General features: G+C 70.8%; 13 protein-coding genes. 3 read left to right on the top strand and 10 right to left on the bottom strand.

Annotation, left to right across the window (positions count from 1 at the left end; all coding sequences use genetic code 11):
- Positions 1-121 precede the first annotated feature (121 nt).
- On the bottom strand, positions 122-979 hold the full coding sequence (locus ACLEQD_RS23035; RefSeq protein ID WP_410386773.1) for a hypothetical protein: 858 nt from the start codon (positions 977-979) through the stop codon (positions 122-124).
- A 127-nt stretch (positions 980-1106) separates the two neighbouring features.
- Between ACLEQD_RS23035 and ACLEQD_RS23040 the strand changes: the two genes are divergently transcribed.
- Both ACLEQD_RS23040 and lnt read left to right on the top strand, forming a co-directional pair.
- Entirely contained in the window at positions 1107-1685 is a 579-nt protein-coding gene (locus ACLEQD_RS23040; RefSeq protein WP_410386775.1) for a hypothetical protein, read from the top strand.
- Positions 1682-3301: an apolipoprotein N-acyltransferase gene (gene lnt, locus ACLEQD_RS23045; RefSeq protein ID WP_410386777.1), complete on the top strand. Its 1620-nt coding sequence runs from the start codon at positions 1682-1684 to the stop codon at positions 3299-3301. Before ACLEQD_RS23040 ends, lnt begins: the two co-directional genes overlap by 4 nt.
- 45 nt (positions 3302-3346) lie before the next feature.
- On the opposite strand, the gene ACLEQD_RS23050 is transcribed toward lnt, so the two are convergent.
- The 5 genes from ACLEQD_RS23050 to ACLEQD_RS23070 form a co-directional block, all read right to left on the bottom strand.
- Entirely contained in the window at positions 3347-4246 is a 900-nt protein-coding gene (locus ACLEQD_RS23050; protein WP_410386779.1) for a methyltransferase domain-containing protein, read from the bottom strand.
- 52 nt (positions 4247-4298) lie between these two features.
- Positions 4299-5504: a multidrug effflux MFS transporter gene (locus tag ACLEQD_RS23055; RefSeq protein WP_410386781.1), complete on the bottom strand. Its 1206-nt coding sequence runs from the start codon at positions 5502-5504 to the stop codon at positions 4299-4301.
- Positions 5501-6127 carry a TetR/AcrR family transcriptional regulator gene (locus ACLEQD_RS23060; RefSeq protein WP_410386782.1) on the bottom strand — a complete coding sequence of 209 codons (627 nt, stop codon included), beginning with the start codon at positions 6125-6127 and terminating at the stop codon, positions 5501-5503. Before ACLEQD_RS23060 ends, ACLEQD_RS23055 begins: the two co-directional genes overlap by 4 nt.
- 103 nt (positions 6128-6230) lie before the next feature.
- Complete coding sequence (locus ACLEQD_RS23065) at positions 6231-7754, bottom strand: GMC oxidoreductase (protein ID WP_410386784.1); 1524 nt, start codon at positions 7752-7754, stop codon at positions 6231-6233.
- A 293-nt stretch (positions 7755-8047) separates the two neighbouring features.
- A complete protein-coding gene (locus ACLEQD_RS23070; protein ID WP_410386786.1) occupies positions 8048-8203 on the bottom strand; it encodes a hypothetical protein in 156 nt (51 codons plus the stop codon).
- 21 nt (positions 8204-8224) lie between these two features.
- Between ACLEQD_RS23070 and ACLEQD_RS23075 the strand changes: the two genes are divergently transcribed.
- On the top strand, positions 8225-8914 hold the full coding sequence (locus tag ACLEQD_RS23075) for an alpha/beta hydrolase (RefSeq protein WP_410386788.1): 690 nt from the start codon (positions 8225-8227) through the stop codon (positions 8912-8914).
- A 7-nt stretch (positions 8915-8921) separates the two neighbouring features.
- On the opposite strand, the gene ACLEQD_RS23080 is transcribed toward ACLEQD_RS23075, so the two are convergent.
- The 4 genes from ACLEQD_RS23080 to ACLEQD_RS23095 form a co-directional block, all read right to left on the bottom strand.
- Positions 8922-9152, bottom strand: coding sequence for a hypothetical protein (locus ACLEQD_RS23080; protein ID WP_410386790.1), 231 nt, complete (start codon positions 9150-9152; stop codon positions 8922-8924).
- Positions 9149-10366: a reverse transcriptase family protein gene (locus ACLEQD_RS23085; RefSeq protein ID WP_410386792.1), complete on the bottom strand. Its 1218-nt coding sequence runs from the start codon at positions 10364-10366 to the stop codon at positions 9149-9151. Before ACLEQD_RS23085 ends, ACLEQD_RS23080 begins: the two co-directional genes overlap by 4 nt.
- A gap of 396 nt (positions 10367-10762) precedes the next feature.
- Positions 10763-12631, bottom strand: a complete 1869-nt coding sequence (locus ACLEQD_RS23090) for an SWIM zinc finger family protein (protein ID WP_410386794.1) — start codon at positions 12629-12631, stop codon at positions 10763-10765.
- On the bottom strand, positions 12628-13278 hold a 651-nt coding region (locus ACLEQD_RS23095), incomplete at its 5' end, for a HEAT repeat domain-containing protein (RefSeq protein WP_410386796.1). The genes ACLEQD_RS23095 and ACLEQD_RS23090, both read right to left, overlap by 4 nt.

Here is a 13278-nt window from a genome sequence, read left to right on the forward strand (position 1 = left end):
CTTTTTGAAAGCCCCTGGTGCCGCAAGGCGCCAGGGGCTTTGTCTTTGCGGGCTTTGCTTCTCCCCGCCGCCCCTCTGGCGCGAGCGTTGATCGCCGCTCGCTGGTGGCTGCCTTTGCGAATCAGCCCAGCAGGCGGACCGCCAGAAACACTGGCAGGGCGACGTAGTAGAGCGCCCGGCAGGTCCATTCAGCGCCGACGCGGACATTGCGTGCCCATCTCGGACCCAGCCATGCGGCGCCGAAGCAGAAGGCTTCAGCGAAGGCCCTCCAGAAGCAGCCAAACAACAACAGCGCGAGGAACACTGGCAGCCAGGTGCGCAAGAAGGACGTGAGGTACGCCGTCCATCCGTACATCTGGAGCTCTCCGAAGGGCCCTCCGAAGGAGATGTACTGGTGCGCCCGGAAGAAGATGCCCGCGAGCACTCCGGGCACCAGTCCGTACTTCAATGCCTGGTCGTACCAACGCCTGCGCCACTTCTCGCTTCGGGCCTGCGCATACCTCACCCGCGGGTCGTTCCGCGCTTCTCCCCGACTCCCCAGCGCCGCGAGCAGCGGCATGGGTGCCTGGATTTCCAGGCCATGGTCGAATGCCTGCCCCGTTCGCAGCCGCAGGGTGAGGCCCGGGCCTGGAATGGGCAGACGCCACGGGTGGATGGACGCCAGTGCTTCGAATGGAATCTCGAAGTGCGCTCCCCCTTGCTGGGTGAGCACCAGTCCCTCTGGACGCACCGTGACGGTGGCCTTCGTGCCCAGGCGGAGCAGGCGCAGCGCGATGAGCGGCAACACTCCTCCGACCGCCAGTCCCGCCGCCAGCGGCCCGGGGAGCAGCGACTGCGTGCCCGCGAGCACGTCCTTGAAGAGCAGCGCGGTGAAGTAGCAGAGCGTGCCCAGCATCACGGCGTGCAGGAGCGCTCCCACTGCGCGCAGCCGAGGCGTGAAGGCGTGGACGGGGAAGGGGCCGGACGCGTCAGCGGTCATGGTAGGGCATGGCCGCGTGCGCATTGCCTCGCTGCGAGCGGCTTCCGTAGCATACGCACCCTGGAGGCCTCCCGAGAACATGCGTTCCCCGCAGCCTGGCCCTGAGCGTCGCACCGATTCCAATGGCGTGACGCGGGTGACGCCCTCGCGCGAGTCCCCTGGCGGCGTGGGTCGCTGGCTCATCGGGGGGGCCCTGGCCATCACGGCGCTGTGCGTGGGGCTCTGTGTCTGGTGGCTCTCCCGCCCCGTTCCCGTGGAGGACCTGCCCCCCATCGTGGTGGCCGCGCGCCCCGTGCCGGTGGCTCCGTCGCCGGAACCAGCGCGCCCACCGGTGCGCCCTGTCGCCGTCCCTGTCGCCGCGCCTGCGCCCGTGGAGGAATCCGCTCCCATGCCTGTTGATGAGCCCCCTCCGGAAGGCAAGAGCGGGACGGCCCTGTACCAGCGCGGCACCAAGCCGTTGAAGCGCGGGCTCGTCGTGCCTGACGACTTCGAGCTGCCCCCTGGCTTCATGCGCCACTACCAGACGACGGATAACGGCCAGCCGCTCGCCGCCATCCTGATGTTCCATCCGGATTTCACGCCCAGGGACGCCAACGGGCAGCCCATCCCCATCCCCGAGAACCGCGTGGTGCCCGAGGAGCTGGCACCCCCCGGCATGCCTCACCGGCTGCTGGAGATTCCTGTCGAGGATGAGGACTCGCAGTGACGTCTGTGAAGGGGTGGTCCGGGGCGCTCCTGGGCGTCGCGGCGACCACCGTGCTGTTCGCGCTGTTCGGACGACTGAACCCGGGCTGGGTGTGGCTGGGCGCGGTGGCCATGGCGCCGTGGCTCGCGGCGGTGGATCGGGCTCCCTCCGCTCGTGGTGCCGTGGCCCTGGGCGTCCTTCTGTCGGTGGCGTTCACCGCGGCGGTGTTCGGCTGGTTCCCGGGCGCCATCGCGGCGTACTCGCGTGCGCCGGTGTGGCTGTGCTGGGGTGTGTTCCTGCTCATCGCTCCCGTGCTGGAGCTCCAGTTCCTCACCGCTGCCTGGGTGCGATGGTACGCGCGCCGACAGGTGGGGGAGGCGCCACGCCTGGCCTGGGTGCCGCCTGTGCTCACCGCGCTCGCGTACGTGGGCACCGAGTGGCTCACACCCAAGCTGTTCGCCGAGACGCTGGGCCACGGACTTTATGCATCGGAGACGCTGCGCCAGGGCGCGGACGTGGCCGGCGCTCCGGGCCTCACGCTGGTGCTGCTGCTCATCAACGAGTGTGTCGTCTCGGTGGCGCAGGGGCTGGCTTCCCGGCGCTCCTTGCGGCTGGGGCCGGTGGTCCTGGCGGTCGTGCTGGCTGTGTCTGGCTGGGGCTACGGGCGGGTGCGGCTGGGGCAGGTGCGTGCGGCGGTGCACTCGGCTCCGTCTCTGGTGGTGGGCGCGGTGCAGGCGAACATCACCAACATTGAGAAGCTGGCCGCGGAGCAGGGGACCTACGAGGTCGTTCGCAACATCCTGGATACGCACTACGCGATGTCGGATGCGTTGCTGCGCTCGGCGCCGCTGGACCTGCTGGTGTGGCCGGAGACGGTGTATCCGACGACGTTCGGAACTCCGAAGAGCGAGGACGGCGGCGCACTGGATGATGAGATCCGTGCGTGGGTCGCGGAGCGGGGTGTGCCGCTGGTGTTCGGCACGTACGACCTGGACGGCGAACGCGAGTTCAACGCCGCCATGTTCCTGGGGCCCTCCGCGACGGGCGAGTTGGCGCAGGCCGCCTACCGCAAGACGATGCTGTTCCCGCTCACGGAGTGGGTTCCGGACGCGGTGGATACGCCTGCGCTCCGCGCCTGGCTTCCTTGGACCGGCCGATGGAAGCGCGGTCCTGGCCCACGGCTGGTGGACTTCAGGCTGAACGGCGGCCGCGTGCTCAAGGTCGCTCCGCTCATCTGCTACGAGGCGCTCTTTCCCAACTACGTCGCCGCGGAGGTGCGCCAGGGGGCGGACCTGCTCCTCACGCTGTCGAATGACTCGTGGTTCTCCGGCACTCCCGCGCCCCGGCTGCACCTGATGCATGCGGCGTTTCGCAGCATCGAGACGCGTACGGCCCAGGTGCGGGTGACCAACTCGGGCATCTCCGCGTTCATTGACCCGGCGGGGACGTGGACCTCCGAGCTGGAGGACAACCAGCGCGCCAGCACCGTGATGCGTGTGCCGGCGGCGGATCGGTTGAGCTCGCTCGCGGGGGCGTGGGGCGACTGGTTGGGACCCGTGGCGCTCGTGCTGTCCGTGGTGCTGGGCGTGTGGATCCGGCGGCGCGGCGTGGACCGGCCTGGTCCCGTCCCGGTGTGATGGCTTCGGCCTCTCCCTGACGACCTCACGAGCCGGCGACCTTGTTCAGGCGGCTTCGGCTTTCTGGGCGGGGAGCTGGGCGTCCGCCTTGGGCTTCTGGGCGATGACCTGGATCTCCCTTCGCAGGTGCGTCAGCCGGCACACCTGCACCCAGGCCCAGAGGAAGGCGAAGCGCACGTATTCGTACGGGGCCCTCGCTCCCTTCGCCAACCTCCGGCGGAGGATGTCCTTGCCTGCCTTCACCGGCTGCATTCCGGCCCTGGCGCAGGCGTCCGCGAGGTTGTGCTCGTAGAAGTACACGTGGTGCTGCCAGCCTCGCCGGTCCGGCCGGAACGAGCGGCCCTTCCGGGGCATCACGATGATCTTGTAGTACGCCGCGTCCGGGACGATGACGAACGCCACGCCTCCCGGCCTCAACACGCGCTGGATTTCACGCAGCCCGTCCATGGGCTGGTCCACGTGCTCCAGCGTGTGCTTGAGCGTGATGATGTCGAAGGACGCATCCGGGAACGGCATCTGCGTCAGCGAGCCGTACTCGGCCGTGTAGCCTCGCTCGCGGCAGAGGTTCACCGAGAACTGTGAGTAGTCCAGCCCCGTGGCCTTCAGCCCCGCTCGCTGCGCGGCCTCCAACACGTAGCCCGCTGAACAGCCGACATCCAGCAGGTCCTTCGCGTGCGGCGCGTACTCCAGGCTCACCAACACCTGCCGCAGGCACTTGCGCACCCGGTGGTCCCAGCGGCTCAGGTACTTCGCGCGGTTGTGCTTGAAGTACTTCTCCTCGTAGCCGTCGCCCAGGCCCGGCTGTTGCTCGCGCTTGTAGATGAGCCCACAGCCCGTGCAACGGCCGTAGCTCAGCTCGCGGAACGCAACGACCGGACGGGAGCCGGTCTCCTTGCAGACGGGACAGGCGGAGTAGAAGGGAGCAAGCATTTCGGATCGCACCATCGGGTGCCTCGTTCCGGAGTGTCAATCCCACTCGGGACGCAGGGGGCGCGGCTCAGGGCCGCCGTGCCCGCTTCGTCAGGCCGAGTGCTCCCAGAGCGAGCAGGGCGGCGATGGCGACTCCCAGGGCCATGGGCCTCGCCGTGCCGTCGTGGCTCGCGCTCACCGCCGCGGATGCTCCGGCCGCCAGCAGGAACTGGAGCGCTCCCAGCACCGCTGATGCGATGCCTGCCTGCTTCGCGTGCTGCTCCATCGCCAGCGCCGTCGCGTTGGGCGTGATGGCTCCCAGGCTGGAGACGAACACGAACAGCGACAGCGCGATGCCCCACAGCCCACCGAAGCCCGTCGCGGCCACCGCCACCAGCGCCAGCCCCGCGAGCGCGGCGATGCGCACCGCCTGCTTCAACACCCTTTCCGGTGAGGCGCGCGCCAGGAGCCAGTGATTGAGCTGCGACACCGCCACCAGCCCCGCCGCGTTCGCTCCGAAGAACCAGCCGAAGTGCTCCGGCTTCACGCCGTGCAACGTGATGAACACGAAGGGCGAGCCGCTGATGTACGCGAACATCCCCGCCTGCGAGAGCCCCGCCGCCAGCGCGGGCCCCAGGAAGTCTGGCGCCTTCGTGATGCCCCACATGGCCTGGAAGGGTCGGTGCTGGGGTGCTCCGCTCCTCGGCGGCGCGGTCTCCGGCAGGATGGCGAAGGCCGCTCCCAGCGCGATGAGGCCGATGACCGCGTGGCTTCCGAAGATGGCTCGCCAGCCCGCGGCTCTCAGCACCCAGCCGCCCAGCAGCGGCGCGAGGACGGGCGCCAGGCCCATCACCAGCACCAGGCGCGACATCATGCGCGCCGCCGCTGCTCCCGAATGCAGGTCCCTCACGACGGCTCGCGAGGTCACCATTCCCACCGAACCGCCCAGCGCCTGCACGAACCGGCAGGCCGCGAGCACCTCCGCCGAGGGCGCGGTCGCGCAGCCGATGGAGCCCAGCACGTACAGCAGCAAACCCGCGTACAGCGGCTTCGTACGGCCGAACCGGTCGCTCACCGGACCGGAGAGGAGCTGCCCTACCGCGAGCCCCGCGAAGAACGTCGCGAGGGTTCGCTCCACTTCGCCGGCGGTCGCGTGCAGCGACTCGCCGATGGAGGGGAACGCCGGCAGGTACATGTCGATGGACAGCGGCCCGAAGCCGATGAGCGCTCCCAGGAGGATGATCAGCCCCGGGCCCTCCGTGGAGCGGGACAGCTTGGGCGTGGCGGTCGTCATCCTGGCTTCCTCTTCAGCGGCTTCTTCCGGGCGCGTGCCGGCGCTTCCCGTGGGGGCAGCAGCACCCGGATGAGCTGGCGCAGCACGGCTTCGTCGTCGCCGGGGGCATAGGTGGCTCCTCCCACGTGGGCGTTGAAGCAGCGGGCCTCCAGCGCTCCACAGAGCGCTTCCGCCACGGCCCCGGGCCTGGCCAGGCCCACCCTGCCGGCACGCCTCGCCCGGGTGAGCCACTTCGTCAGGCCCTCTCGCAGCGCGACGGGGGGCGGCGTCTCCAGCTGCATGGCCCTGGCTCCGCCGAGCCCCGAGTAGTGCAGCACGAACAACCAGGGCACCAACCGGCGCAGGAAGTCCCGGTGGTGCAGGAGCGCTTCCAGGAGCTGGTCCTCGAGGCAGGCGTCTGCTCTCGGCCCCGGCTCCAGGAGCGCCAGCGCGGTGGGGGGCACGGGGCGGAGGGCTCGCGACATCAGCGCCTCCTTGGTGCCCACCCGGTGCAGCAGCGCCGCCTGCGAGATGCCCAGCCGCTTCGCGATGTCCTGCAGCGGAGCGGACGGACCCTGGGCCAGGAACACGGCTCGGGCGGCTTCGTCGATCTCCGGGTCGAGGACTCGAGGGGGACGGGACATGGGCGCGGGGATTAGTTACTGACTGGTAGGTAACCAATCCGCGCCGGCCGTGCAAGGGGCCCGTCCTCGCGGGCCCCTTTGCGTCTTCAGCTTCCGAGGGGCATCAGAGGCGGCCGGCCTTGAGCTCGCCCACCAGGTGCGCGCAGGCGCGGACGGTGACGGCCATCATCGTCAGGGTCGGGTTCTGCGGACCCTGCGAGGGGAAGCAGGAGCCGTCCATCACGTAGAGGTTGGGCACGTCCCAGCTCTGGTTGAAGGGGTTGAGCACGGACGTCTTCGGGTCCTTGCCCATGCGCGCGGTGCCCACCTCGTGGATGGCCATGCCGGGCTTGGAGAGCGTCTTGTTGATCTTCTCCACCGTGCAGCCGGCCTCCTCCAGCATCTCCTGGCAGGACGTGGCCGCGTCCTCCGTCATCTTCAGCTCGTTGTCCGAGTGCCGGCACTCGATGTGCGCCGCGGGGATGCCCCAGCGGTCCTTCACCGTGTCGCTCAGGGTGACGCGGTTCTCCGGGCGCGGGATCATCTCTCCGAAGGGCACCAGGTGCATCTGGTCGTCGAAGGTGAAGACCTGCACGCCGTAGCCTCGGGCGAACTCCGGGTGGCGCTCGCTGACGTTGCGGAACTGGGGGATGTACGCCCAGCCGTGCTCCTTCTGCTGCAGGTGCGAGGGCAGGCCCATGCGCGCCTCGATGCCCTGCAGGTACATGTGGTCCATCAGGTGCCGGCCCACGAGGCCGGAGCTGTTCGCCAGGCCGTCCGGGAACGCCCGGTTGCGCGAGTGCAACAGCAACCGCGTGGATTCAATGGTGCCCGCGGACACCACCACCACCTTCGCGCGCACCTCCTCGGACGTGCCGGAGTTCGCGTCGATGAAGGACACCCCCGTCACCTTGCCCGTGGTCGGGTCGTGCAGGATGTGGCTGGCGATGGCGTGCGAGCGCAGCGTGAGCCGCCCCGTCTTCAGCGCCGCGGGCAGCGTCACCGGCGCGTTCGAGGTGCGCCGGGCGACGACGTGGCGCTGGGGCCAGCGGGCCTTCACCTTCTCGCGCAGGCGGACCTCGCCGGGAGACAGCGGCGCGGGGGCGGAGAAGACGGAGTCCGGCAGCGTGTCCACGCCGTCCGAGTTGCCGCGCAGCCCCATCCACCGCTCCACGACTTCGTAGGACGGCGCCAGCTCCGCGAGCGTCAACGGCCAGTCCGGGCTCAAGCCGTCCAGGCTGCCCGCTTGGAAGTTGAAGTCGGACAGCCGGTAGAACTGGCGGCCGTGGCTCCTCACGCCGGTGCGCCCGCCCACCTGCCGCGCGCGGATCCAGGCGAACGGCGCGTCGTCCGGCGTCGTGTAGGGGTTGTCCACGTCATCCACGAAGGCGTGGGGATGGAAGGGCCAGGCGAAGCTCGTGGACTGCACGGACTGGCGCGAGGTCCGGCCGGAGTCCGACTCGATGCGGTAGCCCAGCTTCTGCTTCACGCGGTGCATCAAGTGGAGGGCCCGGTCCGCCTTCTCGCTCCGGCCCGCCTCCAGCACCAGCACCTGGAGCCCGGCCTCCGTCAGCTGCTTGGCCGCCCAACCGCCACAGGCGCCCGAACCCACCACCACCGCGTCATAGACCGTCTTCGACGTCGTCATGCCTGCTCACCCGGACGGTCTTTCTGCCGCCGCTGCTAAAGTTCGCCTAAACTGTAAACCAGGGACCTGTTGGCGCCTATAGGGTCTAAGTGTCTGAAGGGTGCCAACACAAGCCCGGGGCGGGGGCTTCCGCCTCTGGTACTGGTCGCTTGCTGTCGGAGAGGGGCGGACATGGCTGGGCTCTTGAAGCGGATCCGGTGGGGGCGGGTGCTGGGCGTGCTGGTGCTGCCCGTCCTGGTGGCGGCGCTGGCGCTGGCCGGCCGCGCGGCGTGGCGTTCCGAGCAGTACTTCCACTACCCGAAGCCGGCGGCGGTGCTGCCCGCGGACTTCGGCTCCGCGCGCGAGGTGACGCTGCGCACGGACGACGGGGTGGAGCTGCGCGGCTGGTACGTGCCTTCACGGAACAAGGCGGCGTGGGTGCTGGTGCACGGCCTGTCGCAGACGCGCATGGACCTGCTGCCCGAGCCCGCGTGCTGCGCGACGCGGGCTACGGGGTGCTGCTGTTCGACCTGCGTGCGCATGGGCAGAGCGGCGGCGAGACGTCCACCTGGGGCGACAAGGAGCGCCAGGACGTGCGCGCGGCGCTGGCGTATGTGCGGGCGCAGCCGGACGTGGACCCCGCGCGCGTGGGGGCCCTGGGGTTCTCCATCGGCTCCGCGGCGGTGGCGGAGGTGGCGGCGGAGGATCCGCAGGTCGCGGCGGTGGTGCTGCTGTCCCCGTTCAACACGCTGTGGCTGGCGGCGGCCTATGACTTCCGGCGCTTCGGCGTCGTGACGCAGACGGGGGCGCTGGTTCCGTTCTGGCGGCGGGGGATTGCGTTGGATGAGGTGCGGACCATCGATGCGGTGGACCGCATCAAGCCCCGGCCCCTGCTCATCGTCGCGGGGACGGAGGAGTCCGGGCAGCCGCTGCTGGATGAGCTGTTCGCGCACGTCGCGCCGTATGCGCAGACGTGGCGCATCCCTGGCGCGTCGCATGGCAACTTCGCCGCGACCGCTCCGGAGGAGTATCCGCGCCGGCTGCGCGCGTTCGCGGAGGCCGCGCTGAAGCCGGCTCCCGTCGTGGAGCCGGCTCCGGCCGTGGCGCCGACGCCCGCGGTGGAGAAGAAGAAGGCTCCGGCGAGGAAGCCTTCACGGCGGACCAAGGCGGGGGCCCGCTGAACGGCGGCTACGCCTGGGCGGGCGGGGCGGCTTCGAGCTTCGCGAGCTGCTCCAGGTACATGCGGCCCTTCACCGGATCCGTCATGTAGAGGAACGCAGCCATGCCCTTGAGCTGCTCCAGCGACTCGCCCTCGCGGCCGGGCTTGCCCTTCTGGCGGTTGTGGATGGCCGCTCGCAGGCGGCGCACCACGTCGCGGGGGACTCGCGCGGCGGGCGTGCCTTCCTTCGCCTCGTTCACCACGAGCCCCGTGACGCGCTGACGGCTGCCCTGCGGGCGACTCGCGTCTTGTCCGGGTGCACCGTGAAGCCTTCCGCCTCCACCACGTCCTTCACTCGCGCCAGCAGCACCGCCACCGGGGCTCCCTGCGCGCGGCGGGCCTTGGGCGCCTTCGCCTTCGTCCAGGAGAAGGTCAGGTCGTCCGCGTAGCGCGTGTACGTGAAGCCTAGCTTGCGCGACAGCGCCGACAGCCGCTTGTCCAGGCGCAGGCACAGCGCGTTGGTGATGCCCGGTGAGGTCGGGGCTCCCTGCGGGAGGGCTCGCGGCCCCTTCGCCACGTGCAGCGTCTTGCCCCGGAAGGACATGCGCTCGCGCGGCGCTTCCGTGGACATCAGCGCCAGCAGCGTGGAGGTGTTCTCCGGCAGGCCTCCCTTGCGCAGCAGGCCCTTCACCCGGCGCCACGTCACCGTGGGGAAGAAGTCCTTCAGGTCCACCTTCACCAGCACGTCCGCGCCCCGGTGCGCCAGCGCGTTGGTGAGGATGGAGCGCCCCGCCACGAAGCCGTGCGCCGCGCCGTGCACGGGCAGCCGCTCCACGACGTTGGAGAGCACCCAGCGCTGCGCTTCCTTCAGCTCCGGCTTGGGCGACGTGATGGTGCGCTCGCCGCCGGTGCGCTTGGGGATGCTCCACGTCACGTAGTGGGAGCCCGTGTCCACGTCGCGGTGGAACGCGAAGCCGCGCAGCTTGGACACGCTCAGGCCCAGCGCCTTCGCCAGGTCCTCCGCCGAGTCCAGCGTGGGCAGGCCGTTCTGGCGCGCGCGCTCCTCGCGGTGCTCCAGGTCGAACTTGTCCGGCCCGCCGGCTTCGTTCCAGTGGATGCCCACGCCCAGGTGGTTCACGTGCGTGGCCTTCCACGCTTCGTGGGCCTGGTGCTCCAGCGCGCGGCGCTCCACGGCCTCGGCCTTCTTCTTCTCCTTCCAGGCCGTCTTCTCCTTCTCCTTCAGCGAGGAGAAGTCCACCTCGTCCGCGAGCGCGCCCTTCGACACGAGCTGCGCTTGCACCCATTCATCCGTGCCGCCGGCGTCGGTGATGGCCTTCCAGCGCGCGAGGAGGGCGTCGTGCGCGGCCTTCGCGGCCTCGCGCTTCGCGGCGGTGTTGGGAGCGGCGGCGGGCGTGGTTTCAGCAACGGCCTGCGGCGGGGCGGCGGGGACGAACGACTCCAGCTTGGCGGTCATCGATGCACCTTCGACGGGCGCGGCGGCTCAGGATGGGGTGCGGGACGAAGCGAGGAGTCGAGGGAGGCCAGGAAGGCACCACCAGCTCACCTGGGGCACGGTAGCCTCACCGGCTCTCCCCTCCGGTGCACTGGTACCCGGGTGGGAAAACGGCGGCTGCGTCGTTGGTTCCGCTTCCCGCCCGGGTACCAGTGCACCGGAGGGAGAGAGCCAAGAACAGGCTACCTTGCGGAGAGTGTCCAGCATTTCAACCAGAGCGGCGCAACGCCGCTCCCGCGCTCGAGGCGCTGAGGCTGATGCAGTCCAGACCTCTCTCGACTACTCGCTATTCAGTTGTCGTCCGGCACCCGCATCCTTCCGGCCGCCCCGTCGGCGGCCGGGCCGTTGGTTGAGGGTTTACACCAGAGTCGAGGCCGCGTCGATGTAGCCGTCCGCGGTCAATTTCTCCAAACGGCTGAAGTACGCCGTCCGGGCTTCTGTGTCCGTGTCGAACCACAGGCGCTGGTGGCGCGAGTCGCCCAGGCGCGGGCCCCACGTGAGGGCCACCACCTTGCCGTCCAGCGACACGCGATACACCTGCTCCAGGCCCGTGGCCGGGTCGCGGCGCACGTACGCGCGCGTCTCCGCGCGGATGAGCTTGCGGCCTTCCGGCGTCTGACGGAGCGCTTCTTCCTCGGCGCGGCGGCGCGCGTAGGCCAGGCGCAGCGCGAGCATGTGCTCGCACGGGCCTTCGCGCAGCCCGGAGCGGCGGAAGTGCGGGCAGCCGCAGCCCGCGTCCTTCACGCGGCCCTCCAGGTCCATGGTGAAGCTGGGGAAGAAGCTGCGCACCGCCTCGCGGTCCACCACTTCGCCCTGGATGCGCGTGCCCTCGCCGACGAGGTCGTGCACTTGGGTGAGCTTCACTTCTCCGGAGCCGGGGGAGCCCGGGCCGCCGTCGCCGAGCAGGCGGTGGGCGCGGGCTTCACGCTCGTTGCCGTAGCGCAGCGCGGCCTCGTCCACCGGCGTGGGCATCAGCTCGCGCGGGCGGTAGGTGCCGCGCGCCACGTCGAAGAGGACGCGGCCCCGGAGGCATTCGAGCTGGAGCGCGGCGCGCACCTGGTCCTTCGGGGCTCCCGCGTCCTTCGTCAGCACGTCGAAGGGGAGGGGGCCGTCCTTGCGCAGGCGCAGGCGCAGCTTCTCCGCCAGACCCTCCGGCACGTCGCGCGGCATCAGCGCGTCGAAGGCGGCGGCGCTGGACCAGCCGCTCTCCGTCCAGCCGGTGAGCCCCAGCGTCAGCGTGGCCACGCCCAGGTCGATGACCCAGAACACCGGCAGGCCCGGACCCAGCAACTGCACGTGCACGCTCTTCGCGTGGGGCAACAGGCGCGCGAGCGCGGCGAGGCGCTGACGGCCGAAGGTGCGCACCACCGCGGGCGCGCTGCCGGTGTACGCGCCGCCGTGGCACTCCAGCACCTGCTCCCAGGGCTCCAGCACCAGCCGGGGCGGGGCGCCGGGGACCAGTTCGAAGCGCAGCGCGCGGGGGGCCTTCTTCGAGCGGCGGGTGCGCAGCGCGAAGAGCAGGTTGTACAGGTCGATGGGCGCGATGGAGCAGGTGGTGGCCGGCAGCGTCGCGGCGGACTGCACCTGGAGGAAGCCTCGCAGCCAGGCGTGGGGGACCTCCACCGTGCGGGGGGCCCGGGGCTCTCCGGTAGGCGCGGCCTTGGCGGTGGGGGCGACGTGGGCCTCCAGCGTCACCGGGGCGTAGGCGCGCAGGCGGTCCAGCCGGGCGGGCAGGTCCTGCGGCACGTCCAGGAAGGTGGAGCCGTGCGCCGCTTCGCGCTTGTCGAAGAGGCTGTTGTCGAAGGCGAGGCGCGCGTAGGCGCTCTCGTCACGGGAGAAGACCTCCAGTGACACCTGGTCCGGATCCACCGTGAGGACGGGGTCCAGGACAGCGTCCTTCTTCTCCTCGCCCTCCAGCGCGTTGTCGAGGAAGGCCTTCTGCGCTTCCCAGATCTGCGCGCTGGCGCGCTTGCCCTGCTTCATCAGGTACGCGAGGTACGCGGTGCGGTCGCGGCCCCGGTAGCGCAGGTCGCTGGAGAGCACCGCGAAGGCGGCGGCCAGCGCGTCGCGGAAGAGGGTGGGGTCCTTCACCTGGCCACTGACGCCCACGGTGCCGCGCGAGCCCTCCAGGGCCAGCTGCACGCGCGAGGCGTCCGGCGTGACGACCACGTCGCTTTCCGCGGCGTAGTTCAGCGCGACGGGATGACGTGCGGTTGCGGTGCTCACGACGGTTGACCTTCCTTCCGGGCGCGCTCAGCGGCCCGGCGTGCACGTTTGTGGGCGCGGTAGGCCGCCTTGCGCAGCTCCACCGACTGCGACTTGTCGAAGGCCGCCGTCTTCAGCAGCGCCGCGGCCTCGTCTCCACCCAGCCGGCCCAGCGCGGCCCAGGCATCCTGCCGCACCTCCGGCTTCGCGTCGGCGGCCACGGACTTGAGCGGCTCCAGGTCCTTCTTCGCCAGGAGCGCGGGGACCGCGAGCCGGCGGGCCTCGCTGGCCGTGAGCGCGGACGGGGCCACCTTCGCGCCCGTGGGGCCCAGGGCCACCGGGTCGAAGGGCTTCACCTCCAGCGCCCAGGCCGAGGACTGCTCCGGCACCAGCGCGGCCAGCACCGACGCGGCGGCGGAGCGCACGTTCGCGTCCGGGTCCCCCAGTGCGGTGCGCAGGGCCTGCGCCTCGTTCTTCGCCTTCAGCCGTCCCAGCACCCGCGCCGCTTCCTGGCGCACGGCGGCGGGGGCCTGGGCCTCACCCTGGCGGAGGATTTCGGCGGAGGTCGCGACCAGCTCCTTCGCGCCAGCCGTGAGCCCGCCCAGAGCAGGCGCTCCCAGGCGGCGGCCAGCGGGTCCTTCTCGCGGGCTGCGCGGTGGCCACGCGGC

This window comes from Corallococcus sp. 4LFB (assembly GCF_046520365.1).
GTDB classification, from domain to species: domain Bacteria; phylum Myxococcota; class Myxococcia; order Myxococcales; family Myxococcaceae; genus Corallococcus; species Corallococcus caeni.

Excerpts from the sequence above, each read along its gene's own strand:
- ACLEQD_RS23085 (WP_410386792.1), bottom strand. The coding sequence starts at position 10,366 with ATGACCGCCAAGCTGGAGTCGTTCGTCCCCGCCGCCCCGCCGCAGGCC.
- ACLEQD_RS23065 (WP_410386784.1), bottom strand. The coding sequence starts at position 7,754 with ATGACGACGTCGAAGACGGTCTATGACGCGGTGGTGGTGGGTTCGGGC.
- ACLEQD_RS23070 (WP_410386786.1), bottom strand. The coding sequence starts at position 8,203 with ATGCGCGTCTGCGACAGGCCGTGCACCAGCACCCACGCCGCCTTGTTC.
- ACLEQD_RS23060 (WP_410386782.1), bottom strand. The coding sequence starts at position 6,127 with ATGTCCCGTCCCCCTCGAGTCCTCGACCCGGAGATCGACGAAGCCGCC.
- ACLEQD_RS23055 (WP_410386781.1), bottom strand. The coding sequence starts at position 5,504 with ATGACGACCGCCACGCCCAAGCTGTCCCGCTCCACGGAGGGCCCGGGG.
- ACLEQD_RS23050 (WP_410386779.1), bottom strand. The coding sequence starts at position 4,246 with ATGGTGCGATCCGAAATGCTTGCTCCCTTCTACTCCGCCTGTCCCGTC.
- ACLEQD_RS23035 (WP_410386773.1), bottom strand. The coding sequence starts at position 979 with ATGACCGCTGACGCGTCCGGCCCCTTCCCCGTCCACGCCTTCACGCCT.